Origin of the sequence: Halomonas fontilapidosi (assembly GCF_014192285.1) — a bacterium.
Lineage (GTDB): Bacteria > Pseudomonadota > Gammaproteobacteria > Pseudomonadales > Halomonadaceae > Halomonas > Halomonas fontilapidosi.
This window is the reverse complement of record NZ_JACHXQ010000013.1, coordinates 25,637-42,053: the sequence shown is the minus strand read 5'-3', so window position 1 is coordinate 42,053 and position 16,417 is coordinate 25,637. Positions and strand designations below refer to the sequence as shown.

Annotated in this window: 13 protein-coding genes; 3 read left to right on the top strand and 10 right to left on the bottom strand. The window is 66.4% G+C overall.

Annotation, left to right across the window (positions count from 1 at the left end):
* Positions 1–75 precede the first annotated feature (75 nt).
* The 4 genes from glmM to rlmE form a co-directional block, all read right to left on the bottom strand.
* A complete protein-coding gene (gene glmM / locus FHR95_RS15375; RefSeq protein WP_183315064.1) occupies positions 76–1,425 on the bottom strand; it encodes a phosphoglucosamine mutase in 1,350 nt (449 codons plus the stop codon).
* Entirely contained in the window at positions 1,418–2,281 is an 864-nt protein-coding gene (folP, locus tag FHR95_RS15370) for a dihydropteroate synthase (protein WP_484494482.1), read from the bottom strand. The genes glmM and folP overlap by 8 nt, the downstream gene beginning before the upstream one ends.
* A 66-nt stretch (positions 2,282–2,347) precedes the next feature.
* The gene (gene ftsH / locus FHR95_RS15365; protein WP_183315062.1) at positions 2,348–4,312 is read right to left on the bottom strand and encodes an ATP-dependent zinc metalloprotease FtsH; all 1,965 of its coding nucleotides are present in this window, start codon (positions 4,310–4,312) and stop codon (positions 2,348–2,350) included.
* Positions 4,313–4,505: 193 nt separating this feature from the next.
* Positions 4,506–5,171 carry a 23S rRNA (uridine(2552)-2'-O)-methyltransferase RlmE gene (rlmE, locus tag FHR95_RS15360; RefSeq protein ID WP_040183900.1) on the bottom strand — a complete coding sequence of 222 codons (666 nt, stop codon included), beginning with the start codon at positions 5,169–5,171 and terminating at the stop codon, positions 4,506–4,508.
* A gap of 194 nt (positions 5,172–5,365) precedes the next feature.
* Between rlmE and FHR95_RS15355 the strand changes: the two genes are divergently transcribed.
* Positions 5,366–5,692: a YhbY family RNA-binding protein gene (locus FHR95_RS15355; RefSeq protein ID WP_183315078.1), complete on the top strand. Its 327-nt coding sequence runs from the start codon at positions 5,366–5,368 to the stop codon at positions 5,690–5,692.
* Positions 5,693–5,816: 124 nt separating this feature from the next.
* Here FHR95_RS15355 and greA read toward each other — a convergent pair whose 3' ends face one another.
* The 4 genes from greA to dapB all read right to left on the bottom strand — a co-directional run bounded on the left by greA (position 5,817) and on the right by dapB (position 11,813).
* A complete protein-coding gene (greA, locus tag FHR95_RS15350) occupies positions 5,817–6,293 on the bottom strand; it encodes a transcription elongation factor GreA (protein ID WP_183315061.1) in 477 nt (158 codons plus the stop codon).
* Positions 6,290–9,535: a carbamoyl-phosphate synthase large subunit gene (carB, locus tag FHR95_RS15345; RefSeq protein WP_183315060.1), complete on the bottom strand. Its 3,246-nt coding sequence runs from the start codon at positions 9,533–9,535 to the stop codon at positions 6,290–6,292. Before carB ends, greA begins: the two co-directional genes overlap by 4 nt.
* Before the next feature lie 51 nt (positions 9,536–9,586).
* Positions 9,587–10,732: a glutamine-hydrolyzing carbamoyl-phosphate synthase small subunit gene (gene carA, locus FHR95_RS15340; RefSeq protein WP_183315059.1), complete on the bottom strand. Its 1,146-nt coding sequence runs from the start codon at positions 10,730–10,732 to the stop codon at positions 9,587–9,589.
* 277 nt (positions 10,733–11,009) lie between these two features.
* Positions 11,010–11,813 (bottom strand): 4-hydroxy-tetrahydrodipicolinate reductase, encoded by an 804-nt coding sequence (gene dapB, locus FHR95_RS15335; protein ID WP_183315058.1) that lies wholly within the window; start codon positions 11,811–11,813, stop codon positions 11,010–11,012.
* A 123-nt stretch (positions 11,814–11,936) separates the two neighbouring features.
* Between dapB and FHR95_RS15330 the strand changes: the two genes are divergently transcribed.
* Positions 11,937–13,871: an MBL fold metallo-hydrolase gene (locus FHR95_RS15330; protein ID WP_183315057.1), complete on the top strand. Its 1,935-nt coding sequence runs from the start codon at positions 11,937–11,939 to the stop codon at positions 13,869–13,871.
* Here FHR95_RS15330 and FHR95_RS15325 read toward each other — a convergent pair.
* On the bottom strand, positions 13,868–14,773 hold the full coding sequence (locus FHR95_RS15325) for a DMT family transporter (RefSeq protein ID WP_246378638.1): 906 nt from the start codon (positions 14,771–14,773) through the stop codon (positions 13,868–13,870). The two genes, FHR95_RS15330 and FHR95_RS15325, sit on opposite strands and share 4 nt — an antisense overlap.
* Positions 14,770–15,048, bottom strand: coding sequence for a DUF2218 domain-containing protein (locus tag FHR95_RS15320; protein ID WP_040183881.1), 279 nt, complete (start codon positions 15,046–15,048; stop codon positions 14,770–14,772). The genes FHR95_RS15325 and FHR95_RS15320 overlap by 4 nt, the downstream gene beginning before the upstream one ends.
* Before the next feature lie 178 nt (positions 15,049–15,226).
* Between FHR95_RS15320 and corA the strand changes: the two genes are divergently transcribed.
* Positions 15,227–16,192: a magnesium/cobalt transporter CorA gene (gene corA / locus FHR95_RS15315; protein ID WP_183315056.1), complete on the top strand. Its 966-nt coding sequence runs from the start codon at positions 15,227–15,229 to the stop codon at positions 16,190–16,192.
* Positions 16,193–16,417: the final 225 nt, after the last annotated feature.

Genomic DNA, 16,417 nt, shown 5'->3' with positions numbered 1-16,417 from the left:
TCCTCTTTCAAGGTGGTGCGAAATGGTATAGGAGGGGCTCAGCCAAGACAACCGGCCGCGTACCGCCTGCTCACGTCAGCCGAGCAGCGACTCGACGTCATCGGCCAGGCGCCGCGCCAGCGCATCGACATCCAGGTGGGGACGCCCCTCGACCATGACCCGGATCAGCGGCTCGGTGCCCGAGGCCCGCAACAGCACACGCCCCTGGTCGCCAAGCTCCGTCTCCAGGGTGTCGACGGCCTGCTTGAGCGAGGCACGCTCCAGCAGCGCCTTGGCATCGCTGCCCGGCGTCAGGCGCACGTTGACCAGCGCCTGGGGTGCCTTCTGCAGGCCAGACAGCAGGCGTCCCAATGACTGCTGCTCGCGAACCATGATCGCCAGCACCTGCAGCGCGGAGACGATACCGTCACCGGTGGTCTGTACGTGGCCGCAGACGATATGGCCGGAGGACTCGCCGCCCAGCTGCCAGCCATTGGCCGCCAGGCGCTCCATCACGTAACGATCGCCGACCCTGGACCGCTCGAAGGGAATGTCGAGCGCTTCCATCGCGGCCGCCAGCCCGAAGTTCGACATCAGGGTGCCCACCACGCCGCCGCCGAGATCACCACGCGCATGGCGATCCCTGGCGATCAGGTAGAGGATGTCATCGCCGTCGATCTCTCGGCCGTCGGCATCCACCAGCAGCACCCGGTCGCCGTCGCCGTCGAAGGCGACGCCGAGGTCGGCGCCCTGCTGGATCACGGCGGCACGCAACGCGGCCGGATGGGTCGAACCCACCTCCTGATTGATGTTCAGGCCGTCCGGGGCGGCGCCGATCAGGCTGACGCTGGCGCCCAGCTCGCGAAACACGCTGGGCGCGATGTGGTAGGTGGCACCGTGGGCGCAGTCGACGACCATCTTCAAGCCGTGCAGGCTGACCCGGTCGGGGATGGTCGACTTGCAGAATTCGATATAACGACCGGGGGCATCATCGACCCGCGTCGCCTTGCCCAGGCGATCCGGCGCCACGGTAGTCAGCGCCTCCTCCAGCGCGGCCTCGATACGCGCCTCGACCTCATCGGCAAGCTTGGTGCCGGTGGCGGAGAAGAACTTGATGCCATTGTCCTGAAAGGGGTTGTGAGAGGCCGAAATGACGATACCGGCATCGGCGCGGAAGGTACGCGTCAGGTAGGCGATCGCCGGCGTGGGCATGGGGCCGAGCAGCATCACATCGACGCCAGCCGCAGAGAGGCCAGCCTCCAGGGCCGACTCGAACATGTAGCCCGAGATCCGCGTGTCCTTGCCGATCATCACCCTCGCGTGCGCCTTGTCTCGCGTCAGCACCCGGCCGGTGGCCCAGCCCAGCTTGAGCATGAAGTCGGCGGTGATGGGGGGCTCTCCCACGGTGCCACGGATGCCATCAGTACCGAAATAGCGTCTAGTCATGCGTACTGCCTTCCTCGAGTACAGCCCAGGTCATGTTCACCGCATCCACGTGGGGCCCCACATCGTGGACGCGCAGGATACGCGCGCCGCGCTCCACTGCCAGTGCGGAGAGGGCCAGACCACCGGAGAGGCGCTCCTCCACCGGCCGACCCAGCACCTTGCCGATCATGCTCTTGCGCGACATGCCCACCAGCAGCGGCAGGCCAAGCGCCTCAAGACGGTCCATGTTCCTGAGCAACCGTAGGTTATGCTCCACCGTCTTGGCAAAGCCGAAGCCCGGATCGAGCAGCATGCGCTCACGATGCAGCCCGGCAGCCTCGCAGGCCGCCACCCGCTCAGCCAGGAACGTCGCCACGGCCTCCTCGACCGGAACGTCGTAGCGGGGGTCGTCCTGCATGTCGCCGGGCTCCCCGACCATGTGCATCAGGCACACCGGGAGGCCGCTGGCGACCGCCGCCGAGAGCGCGCCCTCGCGGCGCAGGTTGCGCACGTCGTTGAGCATGCCGGCACCGGCCTGCGCCGTCGCCTGCATTACCTCGGGGGTACTGGTGTCGACCGACACCAGGGCATCGAACTCGCGCACCAGCGCCTCCACCACCGGCACCACCCGATCCAGCTCCTGCTGGACCGAGACCGGCTCGGCGCCGGGGCGCGTGGACTCGCCGCCCACGTCGATGATCGCGGCCCCCTCGGCCAGCATCTGCTCGGCATGACGCAACGCGTCATCCGGCACCGCATGACGACCACCATCGGAGAAGGAATCGGGGGTGACGTTGAGAACCCCCATGATGCGGGGGAACGAGAGGTCGAGCCGGTGTCGGCCACACGGCAGAGGCGTCGGAGTGCGGGTATCCATCATCTTCCTGTTGATCGAACGGCAAGGGCGCCCCGCAGGGCGCCCAGAATTGCAAGCGAACCGTTATCAGCCGCCGGCCGGGCCACCCAGCGGGTCGGAGGGCCGGCGCGTAGGCGTCTCATCGTCCTCGGCATCGTCGCTCGACTCAGGCGCAGACTCGGCGCGCGGCTCACCGCCCGAGGGCGCCCCACTGCTCGGATCATCCCAGCCTTCGGGGGGACGCGGATCCTGTCCGTTCATAATGTCCTTGAGCTGATGAGAGTCGATGGTCTCGTACTTCATCAGCGCATCGGCCATGGCATCGAGCTTGTCGCGGTTCTCCTCGAGGATGGTTTTGGCCTGCTCGTAGCAGCCGTCGATGATCTTGCGCACCTCCTTGTCCAGCTTGGAGGTCGTTTCGCCAGACTTGAGCTTACCACCCTGACCCGGGCCACCCATGAACTGGTGCGACTCGTCCTCATCGTACATGATCGGTCCCATCTCCTCGGAGAGACCCCACTTGGCGACCATGTTATGCGCCAGCTCAGTGGCCCGCTTGATGTCGTTGGAGGCACCGGTCGTGACACCGTTCGGCCCGAGCGTCATCTCCTCGGCAATCCGGCCGCCGAACAGCGAACAGATCTGACTGATGATCTGCTGACGCGAGAGGCTGTAGCGATCCTCCTCCGGCAGGAACATGGTCACCCCCAGCGCGCGGCCGCGGGGAATGATGGTCACCTTATAGACCGGATCATGTTCCGGCATCACCAGACCGATGATGGCGTGGCCCGACTCATGGTAGGCCGTATTGAGCTTCTCCTTGTCGGTCATGACCATGGACTTGCGCTCGGCGCCCATCATGATCTTGTCCTTGGCCATGTCGAGCTCTTCCATGCCCACCAGACGCTTGTTGCGGCGTGCAGCAAACAGCGCGGCCTCGTTGACCAGATTGGCCAAGTCGGCACCCGAGAAACCGGGCGTGCCGCGGGCGATCAGCGACGGCTTGACGTCGTCGGCCAACGGCACCTTGCGCAGATGGACGTTGAGGATATGCTCGCGGCCGCGGATATCCGGCAGCGGCACCACCACCTGGCGGTCGAAGCGGCCCGGGCGCAGCAGCGCGGGGTCGAGGACGTCAGGACGGTTCGTCGCGGCGATGACGATGATGCCCTCGTTGGCCTCGAAGCCATCCATCTCTACCAGCAGCTGGTTGAGCGTCTGCTCGCGCTCGTCGTTGCCGCCGCCCATGCCAGCACCACGCGAGCGGCCCACCGCATCGATCTCGTCGATAAAGATGATGCAGGGCGCCTGCTTCTTGGCCTGCTCGAACATGTCACGCACGCGCGAGGCACCGACACCCACGAACATCTCGACGAAGTCGGAGCCGGAGATCGAGAAGAACGGCACCTTGGCCTCACCGGCGATCGACTTGGCCAGCAGCGTTTTACCTGTACCGGGCGGGCCGACCATCAACACGCCGCGCGGAATGGTGCCGCCCAGGCGCTGGAACTTGGTCGGGTCGCGCAGGAAGTCGACCAGCTCCTCTACCTCCTCCTTGGCCTCATCGCAGCCGGCCACATCAGAGAAGGTGGTCTTGATCTGATCCTGGGAGAGCAGCTTGGCCTTGGACTTGCCAAAGCTCATCGGACCGCCCTTGCCGGCACCACCGCCCTGCATCTGACGCATGAAGAACATGAAGATCGCAAGGATCAGCAGGATCGGGAAACTGGCGATCAGCAAGCGCATCCACAGGCTCTGCTGTTCGGGCTCCTTACCCACCACGGTGACGTTGTTGGAGAGCAGGTCGTCCATCAACTTGGGATCCTCCGCCGCGGGGCGGATGGTCCGGAACTGGGAACCGTCCGCACGCTCACCGGTGATGGTGTAACCATCGATGGTGACGTTACGGATCTGTTCGTTCTGCACCTGCTGGACGAACTGAGAGTAGTTCATCGCCTGCGGGGAGCTGTCGACGCTGAAATTATTGAACACCGTCAGCAATACCGCCGCGATGACCAACCACAGAATCAGGTTCTTCGCCATGTCGTTCAAGGGACTACCCTCATTGCAAGAATCTGTTGGCCGAAAATGCCTGGTCATTCGACACTACATGAGCGGCATATGTTCAGCCAGCTTGGGACCAGAGACGGCTACCACTGTGACACAGTGGCACCGCCCTGTCCGGCAATCGGCTCATTAGCCGCGGCCTATCGCGGCCGCGTTCCAGTGCGACCGAAGGCATCCTTCAGCCGCGAAACCCTTCCGCCAGCAGGTAGACCTCGCGCGACCGCGCCCGGGAGGCCTCCGGCTTGCGGGTTACCACCCGCGTAAAGCTACTGCGCAGCTCCTTGAGGAACGGATCAAACCCCTCGCCCTGGAACACCTTGGCCAGGAAGGTGCCCCCGGGTGAGAGCGTCTGCCGCGCCAGGTCCAGCGCCAGCTCGACAAGATACATCGCCTGTGGCTGGTCGATGGCTGCCATACCACTCATATTGGGGGCCATGTCGGACATCACAAGGTCTACCGGCCGATCGCCGAGGGCCGCGAGGATCGCCTCGAGCACGGGCTCCTCGGTGAAATCGCCCTGAATGAAGTCGACGTCGGCCAAGGCATCCATCTCGAGAATATCGGAAGCGATCACCGCGCCCTCGGAGCCGACCTTCTCGGCCGCCACCTGGCTCCAGCCGCCCGGTGCGGCACCCAGGTCGATCACCGTCATGCCACGGCGCAGCAGGCGGTCCTTGTCGTCCAGCGCCAGCAGCTTGTAACTGGCGCGGCTGCGGTAGCCATCCTGCCAGCTCTGCTGCACGAAGCGGTCGTCGAAGTGCTCCTTCAGCCAGCCCTTGCTGGTCTTGCTGGCCGCCGCCTTGGCGGCAGCGCCCTTGGAGCGGGAAGCGTTGGAACGGGCCACGGCATCACCTGTGAATGATCATGAATGACAGGCAGTCGAGCGGATTCCGGGAAGACCTGGTGGAGGTGCGACGGGGTGCTGACCTGCGGGACCGGCCGGAGAAAACCTGGCAGGAGCACGGCGGCGAGCTTTCGCCGCGCGGCGATTCACCGTACCATGATGCGTTGCGCGCCAACCGGAAGAAGCAAGATACCATGAGCTTGTCACAGGCACAAAAGAAAGCATTTCGCAGCATCGGACACCACCTCGACCCCGTGGTGACCGTCTCCGAGAACGGCGCCTCCGAAGGCGTCCTCGCCGAGCTCGACCGCGCTCTGGGCGACCATGAGCTGGTCAAGGTCAAGTTCGCCCTGCCCGACCGTGATGACCGTGCCGCCATGCTCGATGAGCTGGTCGCGGCGAGCAATGCCGAGCTGGTGCAGAAGATCGGCAAGATGGCCCTGCTCTATCGCCACAACCCCCGGGCCAACCCGAAGCTCTCCAACATCACGCGCTTCGAGAACCACCACGGGCGGCACTGACGCGCTTCGCGCGAGCTGGAAGCGCTAAGCCGTAAGCTATAAGTCAAACCGAAACACCCCCGAGGCTGTGCCTCGGGGGTGTTTTCTTACAGCTTAAAGCTTATGGCTTACAGCTGACCGAAGGTCACAGGTGCTCGACGCTGGAGATCTCGTACTCGACCTCGCCGCCGGGGGTGCGTACCACCACCACATCGCCCTCCTCCTTGCCGATCAGGGCACGGGCGATGGGTGAAGTCACCGAGATACGGCCGGACTTGATGTCGGCCTCGTCCTCACCAACGATGCGATAGGTCACTTCCTCGTCGGTTTCCAGATTGATCAGCCCCACGGTCACGCCGAAGATGACCTTGCCGGTCTGGGGCAGCTTGGTGACGTCGATCACCTGGGCATTCGAGAGCTTGCCCTCGATCTCCTGGATCCGCCCCTCAATGAACCCCTGCTGCTCGCGGGCCGCATGGTATTCGGCGTTCTCCTTCAGGTCGCCGTGCTCGCGAGCCTCGGCGATGGCGGCAATCACCCTCGGCCGCGCCTCGCCCTTAAGCTCCTCAAGCTCCTTGCGAAGCCGCTTTTCACCGGCGACGGTCATCGGGACCTTGTTCATTGCGTAGCTCCTGCATGCAGTTCCTGTAGCCGCCGCACGGTAATGGCATTGCCGTACTCGAGTGCCATGCAAACAGCACTGGCCCCTGCCAGGGTGGTGGCATAGGGAACCTTGCGGGCAAGTGCGGTGCGGCGGATCACCGAGGAGTCATTGATCGCCTGGCGGCCCTCGGTGGTGTTGACGATATAGGCGACCTCGTCGTTCTTGAGCAGATCGACGATATGCGGACGGCCCTCATAGACCTTGTTGACGATCTCCACCGGCAGGTCGGCGGCCTCCAGGGCCTCCGCCGTGCCACGGGTCGCGCACAGAGTGAAGCCCAATGTTACCAGAGAACGCGCCACTTCGATAACGCCCGCCTTGTCCGGGTCGCGCACCGAAAGGAACGCCTTGCGCTCGCCCTCGAGCGGCGGAATCGCCTCGCCGGCGCCCAGCTGCGCCTTATAGAAGGCCTCGGCGAAGGTGTCGCCACTACCCATCACCTCGCCGGTGGACTTCATCTCCGGCGAGAGGATCGGGTCGACCCCCGGGAACTTGTTGAACGGGAAGACGGCCTCCTTGACGCTGAAGAAGTGCGGCACGATCTCGCGAGTGAAGCCCTGATCGGCCAGGGTGGTGCCGGCCATGCAGCGCGCGGCGACCTGGGCCAGTGAGGTACCGATGCACTTGGAGACGAAGGGCACGGTGCGCGAGGCGCGCGGGTTGACCTCGATGACGTAGATCTCGCCATCCTGCCAGGCCAGCTGTACGTTCATCAGGCCCTTGACGCCGAGTTCCACGGCCATCTTCTTGACCTGCTCGCGCATCGCATCCTGCACCTCGGCGGGCAGCGAGTAGGGCGGCAGCGAGCAGGCCGAGTCGCCGGAATGCACGCCGGCCTGCTCGATATGCTGCATGATGCCGCCGATGATCACCTGGCTGCCGTCGCTGACCGCATCGATGTCGATCTCGACGGCCGCGTTGAGGAAGTGGTCGAGCAGCACCGGGGAGTCGTTGGAGACCTTGACCGCATGGGTCATGTAGTTCTCCAGCTCGGAGGCGTCGTAGACGATCTCCATGGCGCGCCCGCCCAGCACGTAGCTGGGGCGCACCACCAGCGGATAGCCGATCGCCTCGGCCTTGGCGAAGGCCTCCTCGAAGCTACGCGCGGTGGCGTTGGGCGGCTGCTTGAGGCCCAGCTTGTCGATCATCTGCTGGAAGCGCTCGCGGTCCTCGGCGCGGTCGATGGCGTCCGGGGTGGTGCCGATGATCGGCACGCCGGCGGCCTCGAGCTCGCGGGCCAACTTCAGCGGGGTCTGGCCGCCGAACTGCACGATCACGCCGACCGGCTGCTCCTTGTCGGCGATCTCCAGCACGTCCTCCAAGGTCACCGGCTCGAAGTAGAGGCGGTCCGAGGTATCGTAGTCGGTGGAGACCGTCTCCGGGTTGCAGTTGACCATGATGGTCTCATAGCCGTCGTCATGCATGGCGAAGGCGGCATGGACGCAGCAGTAGTCAAACTCGATGCCCTGGCCGATCCGATTGGGTCCGCCGCCCAGCACCATAATCTTCTTCCGGTCGGAGACCTCCGCCTCGCACTCCTCCTCGTAGGTGGAGTACATGTAGGCGGTGTCCGAGGCGAACTCGGCGGCACAGGTATCCACCCGCTTGTAGACCGGGCGGATGCCAGCCCGCTGACGGGTCTTGCGAAACTCCTTCTCGGCGACCCCCAGCAGGCTCGCCAGGCGAGCATCCGAGAAGCCCTTGCGCTTGAGGGCGAACAGTTCGCGGGGGCTGAACTCGGAGAGCGAGCGCTTGGCCACCGCCTGCTCGGTCTTCACCAGGTCCTCGATCTGCACCAGGTACCAGCGGTCGATGTTGGTCAGCGCGAAGATCTTGTCGACGCTCATCCCCGCGCGCATGGCGTCGGCGACGAAGAAGATGCGCTCGGCGCCGGCAGCCTGCAGCTCGCCCTTGAGGTGCGCCATGGCCTCGTCAGAAAACTCCCCGGGCTTGAACTCGGGAAACTTGGGGTCGAGGCCGTCGTTGCCGGTCTCCAGGCCACGCAGCGCCTTCTGCAGCGACTCCTGGAAGGTGCGGCCGATGGCCATCACCTCGCCCACCGACTTCATCTGGGTGGTCAGGCGGTCGTTGGCCTGGGGGAACTTCTCGAAGGTGAAGCGCGGGATCTTGGTGACGACATAGTCGATGGACGGCTCGAAGGAGGCCGGGGTACGTCCGCCGGTGATGTCGTTCTGCAGCTCATCGAGGGTGTAACCCACCGCCAGCTTGGCGGCGATCTTGGCGATCGGAAAGCCGGTGGCCTTGGAGGCCAGCGCCGAGGAGCGCGACACCCGCGGGTTCATCTCGATCACCACCACGCGCCCGCTGTCGGGGTCGACGCCGAACTGCACGTTGGAGCCGCCGGTCTCGACGCCGATCTCGCGCAGCACCGCCAGCGAGGCGTCGCGCATGATCTGGTATTCCTTGTCGGTCAGCGTCTGGGCCGGGGCCACGGTGATAGAGTCGCCGGTGTGCACGCCCATCGGGTCGAAGTTCTCGATGGCGCAGACGATGATGCAGTTGTCGTTCTTGTCGCGAACGACCTCCATCTCATACTCCTTCCACCCCAGCAGCGACTCGTCGATCAGCAGCTCGTGGTTGTTGGAGAGCTCGAAGCCGCGGGTACAGATCTCCTCGAACTCCTCCTTGTTGTAGGCCACGCCGCCGCCGGAGCCCCCCATGGTGTAGGAGGGACGAATGATCACCGGAAAGCCCAGCGACGCCTGGATGCGCCAGGCCTCCTCCATGCTGTGCGCCACCTCGGCCTTGGGGCACTCCAGGCCGATGCGCTTCATGGCCTGGTCGAAGAGGTCGCGATCCTCGGCCTTGTTGATGGCATCGGCATTGGCGCCGATCATCTCTACGCCGTACTTTGCGAGCACGCCGTGCTTGTCCAGGTCCAGGGCGCAGTTGAGCGCGGTCTGGCCGCCCATCGTCGGCAGGATGGCATCCGGGCGCTCGGCCTCGATGATCTTTTCCACCGCCTGCCAGGTGATCGGCTCGATATAGGTGGCGTCGGCCATCACCGGGTCGGTCATGATGGTGGCCGGGTTGGAGTTGACCAGGATGACCCGGTAGCCCTCCTCGCGCAGCGCCTTGCAGGCCTGGGCGCCGGAGTAGTCGAATTCGCACGCCTGGCCGATGACGATGGGGCCGGCGCCAATGATCAGGATGCTCTGGATGTCGGTACGCTTGGGCATGGTGCTTCCCGCAGAATGAGGGTGACGAAGGACGACGAATCGGGGGCCTGCCTAGCGGCGGGCCTTCATCATGTCGACGAAACGGTCGAACAGAGGCGACACGTCGCGCGGCCCCGGGCTGGCCTCGGGGTGGCCCTGGAAGCTGAAGGCCGGGCGGTCGGTACGCTCGACGCCCTGCAGGGTGCCGTCGAACAGCGAGCGATGGGTGGCCCGCAGGTTGGCCGGCAGGCTCGCTTCGTCGGCGGCGAAACCGTGGTTCTGGCTGGTGATCATCACCTTGCCGGTGTCGAGGTCCTGCACCGGGTGGTTGGCGCCATGGTGGCCGTGCCCCATCTTGACCGTCTTCGCTCCGCTGGCCAGCGCCAGCAGCTGGTGGCCCAGGCAGATGCCGAACACCGGGATCTCGGTCTCGAGGAGCGCCTGGATCGCCTTGATGGCGTAGTCGCAGGGCTCGGGGTCGCCGGGGCCGTTGGCCAGGAAGACGCCATCGGGAGCCATGGCAAGCACCTCGGCGGCCGGGGTCTGGGCCGGCACCACGGTCAGGCGGCAGCCGCGGGAGGCGAGCATGCGCAGGATGTTGCGCTTAACCCCGTAGTCGTAGGCGACCACGTGGAAGGGACGTTCGGCGGCCGCCGTATCGGCATAGCCGGCGCCTAGCGCCCACTCGCCCTCGCTCCACTCGTAAGGGGTCTGGCAGGAGACCACCTTGGCCAGGTCCATGCCCTTGAGACCCGGAAAGCCGCGGGCCGCGGCCAGGGCCCGCTCCACGGCATCGTCGCCCTCGGCATCAGCACCGGCGAGGATCGCGCCGTTCTGGGCGCCCTTGTCGCGCAGGATGCGCGTCAGGCGGCGGGTATCGATGTCGGCGATACCCAGCACGTTCTGGCCCTTGAGGTAGTCGGAGAGCGTCTGCTCGCTACGAAAACTGCTGGCCAGCAGGGGGAGGTCACGGATCACCAGACCCGCGGCGGCGATGGCACCGGACTCGACGTCCTCAGCGTTGACGCCGGTGTTGCCGATATGCGGATAGGTGAGGGTGACGATCTGACGGGTGTAGGAGGGGTCGGTCAGGATTTCCTGGTAACCGGTCATGGCCGTATTGAACACCACCTCACCGCTGGTTTGTCCATCGGCACCGATGGCCGTGCCGTGGAATACACTTCCGTCTTCCAGGGCCAGTATCGCGGGTCTGTTCAATGCAACGTCCTCCCAGGTGTTTAGAGAGCTATCGAGACAGCTCGTCAAGGAATACTGCGGGGCCATGGCCGGGCTGCGAGTGGCCGGCCCACGCATGGCCGACCCGTAAAAAAGCGGGACGAAACCCGATGTAAGACCGGTTTCATCCCGCTTGTTGTCATTCGCTCGGAATGCCTGGGCCGAAGCAACAAGCGCTCGAGAGGGCTGTGTGCCCGCGCGCCCGGCCAAAATTTTGGGGATATTACAGGAAATGACCTCCTGCGGCTACCCCGGGGATTCAGAGCCCGAGCACATCCTGCATCGAGTAGCGGCCGTTGGCCTGCCCGGCCACCCAGCGCGCGGCACGGACCGCGCCCTTGGCGAAGGTCATGCGGCTCGAGGCCTTGTGGGTGATCTCGATGCGCTCGCCTTCGGTGGCGAACATCACCGTGTGCTCGCCGACGATGTCGCCAGCGCGCACGGTGGCGAAGCCGATCTCCTTGGGGTCGCGGGGTCCGCACTGGCCTTCGCGGGCGAAGACACCGTGCTCCTTGAGGGAGCGGTCCAGGCTCTCGGCCACCACCTCGCCCATCTTCAGCGCCGTCCCGGACGGCGCATCCACCTTGTGGCGGTGGTGGGCCTCGATCACCTCGATGTCGTAGCCCTCGTCGCCCAGCGCCTTGGCCGCGGTCTCGAGCAGCTTGAGCGTCAGGTTGACGCCCACGCTCATGTTGGGGGCGAAGACCATCGGCACGCGATCCCGATAGCCATCCAGGGCGCCGAGCTCCTCGTCGTTCAGGCCGGTGGTGCCAATCACGATGCGCTTGCCATGCTCGGCGCAGAACGCCAGGTTGGCCAGGGTCACCTGCGGCGTCGTGAAATCGATCAGCACCTCGACGTCCGCGGCAAGGTCCTCGAGGGAATCCATGGCGGCCACGTCCAGCTTGCCGACCCCCGCCAGCTCGCCGATATCGGCGCCCACCAGCGAGCTGCCCGGCTCGACGATGCCGCCGGCCAGGGTAGCGTTGTCGTCCTGCTGCACGGCGTTGACCAGGGTGCGGCCCATGCGGCCGGCGACACCGACGATGGCGATACGGGTCATGCGGACTCCTGCAAATTCGATGGCGACAGAATACCGGCAGTATACCAGAGGCCAACCGCCGGGGGTGGCCGCCTCCCGGCCACTCCCCTCACACTGGGCCTGTCAATGCCAAGGGCTTCCGCCATGCCAGACCCGAGCGAGCACCTCCCCGCCGACCACCCCCTGCTGGCCCTGCTGCAGCGTCACGAGCGCGTGCTGGTGGCCGGCGTGCCGGGCAGCGGCAAGACCACCCTGATACGCGCCACCGCGGCGAGCCTGGCCGCCCGAGGCCAGGCCTGCCACTGCCTGAGCGCCGACCCGGGGCTGCCCGCCGTCGGCCCACCGGGCGCGGCCTGTCTAGGTCGCTGGCAGGCGGAGGGCTGGCAGCTCGAGGCCCTGGCCGCCCTGGCCACCCTGGATGCCGCCCGCTTCCGCTTGCCACTGGTGCAGGCGGTGCAACGCCTGGCCGAACAGGCCCCGGCCGGGCCGCTGCTGCTGGATAGCCCCGGGGTGGTGCGTGGCGCTGCCGGGGCCGAACTGCTGCCGGCACTCGCCGAGGCCGGCAGCGTCAGCGCCCTGCTGGTGCTGGCCACTGAGGACGCCCCTTTTCCGCTGCAGGAGGAGTGTCGCGCCCTGCACCTGGAGACCCTTACCCTGGCGCCGGACCCGCGAGCCCGTCCGCCCGGCAAGGCGCAACGCCGCGAACGCCGCCGCGACGACTGGAACGCCTGGCTGGCCACCGCCCGCGAGACCGAGTTCTCGCTGGCCGAGCTGGCGCTGATCGGCGCGGCTCCACCACGCTGCGCCCCCGATGCCTGGGCGAGGCGCCAGGTCGGGCTGCTCGACGCTCGGGGCGACACCCTGGGGCTGGGCGAGATCGTGGCCCTGGAAGGCAATCAGTTGCGGGTTCGCACGCCCGCACCGACCGGCAGACCGCATACCCTGGTGGTTCGTGATGCCTGCCGCGACCTCAACGGCCAGCTGGTCACCGCCCGGCCCTCCTCGCCTGCCCGGGCGACGGCCCAGCCGGACGCCACCGCCGCGCTTGTGGAAAGCCGTGACGGCACGCCGCCCCAAGCCAACCTCGGCGCGTTCACCGCGACCCTGGTCAACGGCGTCTTCGGCGACCCGCTGCTTCACCTGCGGCTGCGCCATCAGTCGCGCAGCCTGCTGTTCGACCTGGGCGACCCCGGCCGGCTGTCGGCGCGTCTTGCCCATCAGGTCAGCGACGTCTTCATCAGCCACGCCCACTTCGACCACATCGGCGGCTTTCCCTGGCTGCTGCGCTCACGCATCGGCGACTATCCGACCTGCCGCGTCTTCGGCCCACCGGGGCTGGCAGACCACCTGCAAGGCCTGGTGCGCGGCATCCTCTGGGACCGCGTCGGCGACAAGGCGCCCCGCTTCGAGGTCGGCGAGCTGCATGGCGAACGCCTCCTGCGCTGGCGCATCGTCGCCGGCAAGGCGCGCCCCGCGCCCCTGCCCGAGCGCGCGGCTCCCGACGGCCTGTTGCATCACGAGCTCGGCTTTCGCGTACGCGCCACGACCCTCGACCATGGTACGCCGGTACTGGCCTTTGCCCTGGAGCCCGACCGCCAGGTCGCGGTGCGCAAGGAGCAACTGGGCGCGCACGGCTGGCCGCCGGGCCCCTGGCTTGGCGAGCTCAAGCGTCGTGTGCTGGCGGGCGAGAGCGAGGCGCAGGTCCGCTTGCCGGACGGCACCGCCCGGGGGGCGTCGGAGCTGGCGGGGCTGCTGCTGATGATTCGGCCGGGAGAACGGCTGGTCTATGCCACCGACCTGGGTGACACCGCAGAGAACCGCCATCGCCTGGTCGCGCTGGCGCGGGACGCCCGGCTGCTCTTCTGCGAGGCGCCTTTTCTGGAGGCGGAGGCGGATCAGGCCCGGCGTACCGGCCACCTAACCGCCCGGGCCTGCGGCGAGATCGCCGCGGCGGCCGGCGTGGCGCGACTGGTGCCCTTCCACTTCTCGCGTCGGCACGTCAGCGACCCCGCTCAGCTGCATGACGAAATCCGCCAGGCCTTTCCCGACGAGCCCGCAGGGACGGACGAGACCGGTTAGCCGGCCGCCCGGCCGTTACGCAACAGCAGCGCAATGGCTACGATCACCAGCAGGCTACCCGGCAGCCAGACCCAGCCGATCCGCTCGGGCTCGCGGACGAACAGCAGCAGCATCGAGACGAAGGGCACCAGGTAGCTGTAGGCGGTGACCGCGCCCGGCGTCAGCACGGCAGTAGCACGCTGCAGTAGCCAGAAGGTGAGGGCCGTGGATAACAGCCCCAGGAAAAGCAGCAGCCACAGGTCGCGGCCGGTCATGCTGGCCAGGCCTGCCACCGGCTCGACGGCCAGCCCCAGCAGCCCGATCAGCACGGCGCCCAGCCCCAGGCTCCAGAAAGTGCGTACCGCCGCGGACGCCGGCAGGCGGCCGGTCGCCAGTCCCCATTTGCTGAGCACCGGGTAGAGCGCCGTGGAGAGACAACCCAGGAAGAACACCGCCTCGCCGATACCAAACTGCAGGCGTCCGGCCTGCCCCACGGATTCCGCGAAGGCCAGGCCAAGGGCCCCGGTGGCGCCCAGCGCCAGAATCGCCGGCAGACGCCACGCCAGCCGCTCGACGCCAAACCCGAGACCCAGCAGGAAGGCCAGCAGCGGTACCGTGACGAAGAGGGTGGCCATGGAGAGCGCCGTGGCATGGTGCGCCGCCCAGAACATGGCACCGAAGAAGCCGGCCAGGCAGAGCCCCATCAGGCTATAGAGCGGAAGCTGGCGCCAGCGCGGCAGGAAGAAAGGTGAACGCCGTGCCAGCCACCACAACCCACCGCAGGCGATAAAGAAACGCAGCGAGGTGAGCGAGAACGGCGGCAGCTCACTCATCACCCTCACCGCGGGAAACGAGAGCCCCACCAGTACCGCCCACAGCAACATGCCGAGGTGGGCGGCACGGGGCGAGAGTCCCTCGCTCAATTTTCCCAGACGATCTCCAGTGTCACGCCCGTCAGCCCCTCAAGTGCAGCATTCACCTTGCCTTCCAGGCGGTCCAGCGTCTCGTCATCCAGGGTCTCGACGGCGACCACCAGCCGGTCCGGTTCGGCCTGGAGCAGGCAGCTGCCCTCGTCGAACTTCACTCGCGCCTGGGTCTCCTCGCGGTCAATCGGCTGGGCGTCGGCCCAGTCCCGGCAAAGGCGCTCAACCAGCCCCTTGGCATCCTCGGCGGGAATCTCGGCTCGTGAAATCGGCATGGCGGCCTCCGCGTCTTCATTGGGTGAACGCCCAGACTATGACGACGCCCCGATGAACGCTACCCCCGCACCCGGTGCATCTCGACCGGAAAGCCGATCCCCGGCGGGGCGGCAGAGGCTTACCGCCAGGCACTATGCTGTTGCACAGTGCACCACGACTGAACGGGAGAGCTCGGCAATGATCATCAACTGCGTGGCCTACGAAAAGGGACACCGTCTACGCGACATCCAGAGCAATGAGATCGGCGACTACCTGGGGCAGCCCGACCGTTTCGTGTGGGTGGCACTCCACGAGCCCGACGAAACGGAAATGATCCACTTCCAGGAGATCTTCGGCCTGCATGAGTTAGCCGTAGAGGATGCCCTGAACGGACGCCAGCGTCCCAAACTCGAGGAGTATGGCGATGCGCTGTTCGTGATCATGCACATGGTCACCATGCGTGACGAGCAGCTGGAGACCGGTCAGGTGGCGGTGTTTGCCGGCCCCGGCTATGTCCTGTCGGTGCGGCTGCACCCGGGCCGAGGCTTCAGCGAGGTTCGCCAGCGCTGTGAGCACGAGCCGAAGCTGCTCAAGCACGGCCCCGCTTTCGTGCTTTATGCCCTGATGGACACCATCGTCGACCGCTACTTCCCGGTAGTCGAGGCCCTGCAGGCCGAGCTCGAGAGCATCGAGGACCAGATCTTCGTCAGGGGAACGGCCCGCCAGAGCCTGGAGCGCCTCTACCAGCTCAAGCGCCAGACCATGCGGCTCAAGCATGCCGCCATGCCCCTGGGCCAGGCCGCCAGCCACCTGTTCGGCGGCCGGGTCCCGGCGCTGTGCCGCAAGACCCGGGAATACTTCCGCGACGTGTACGACCACCTGAATCGCATCGAGTCGGCGGTGGATACCATCCGCGAGATGACCATCACCGCGATCCAGGTGAACCTCTCCATGGTAGCAATCGACGAAGGCGAAGTGCACAAGCGGCTAGCCGCCTGGGCCGCCATCTTCGCGGTGGCCACCATCCTCGCCGGGGTCTGGGGCATGAACTTCACCCACATGCCCGAGCTCGACTGGCGCCTGGGCTACCCCCTGGCGCTGCTGGTGATGGGCAGTGCCTGCGGGTGGCTCTTCTGGCGCTTCCGGCGCGCCGGGTGGCTGTAGCCAGGACTTGCTAAAGCCAGCACAAAATGCTTCTCACTGCTGGGGCTAGGGCGCCGCATTTTTCAAACAGCCCACAAATCGCCATACACCCTCGCCGCCTGCACCACCGGCGCTTTCGCCGGATGGCAGGCGAGTCAGCAGGCTGCAAGCATGGCAACCGGTGGCATCCAAAGGCAGTGAGCCACTACACTGTACAAAAGAACAGCACCTGCGCGGACTCGTTCC